The 292-nt window shown below is 75.3% G+C and carries 1 protein-coding gene; it reads left to right on the top strand.

Annotated features, from left to right (window positions below; translation table 11 throughout):
- Positions 1-292: DUF938 domain-containing protein (locus ACLBX8_RS32070; RefSeq protein WP_447716458.1), on the top strand; the 292-nt coding region annotated here is incomplete at both ends.

The raw sequence follows: 292 nt of genomic DNA, 5'->3' as shown, positions 1-292 counted from the left end.
CAGCATCGCCGCGCACGCGTTCCGGGCCGGCCTCCCCAACATCCGGCCGCCGCTCGCGCTCGACGCCGCCGCCGCGGCGTGGCCCGTCGCGCGGGTCGACGGGATCGTGTGCATCAACATGATCCATATCGCGCCCTGGGCCGCCACCGAGGGCTTGATGGCCGGCGCCGGACGCGCCCTGAGCGCGGGCGGCGTCCTGTTCCTGTACGGGCCGTTCCGCGAGGCGGACCGGTCGTTCGCGGAGAGCAACGCCGCCTTCGACGCCTCCTTACGCGCGCGGGATCCCGCCTGG

The organism is Methylobacterium sp. D48H, assembly GCF_053345715.1.
This window is presented reverse-complemented; position numbering and strand designations above follow the sequence as displayed.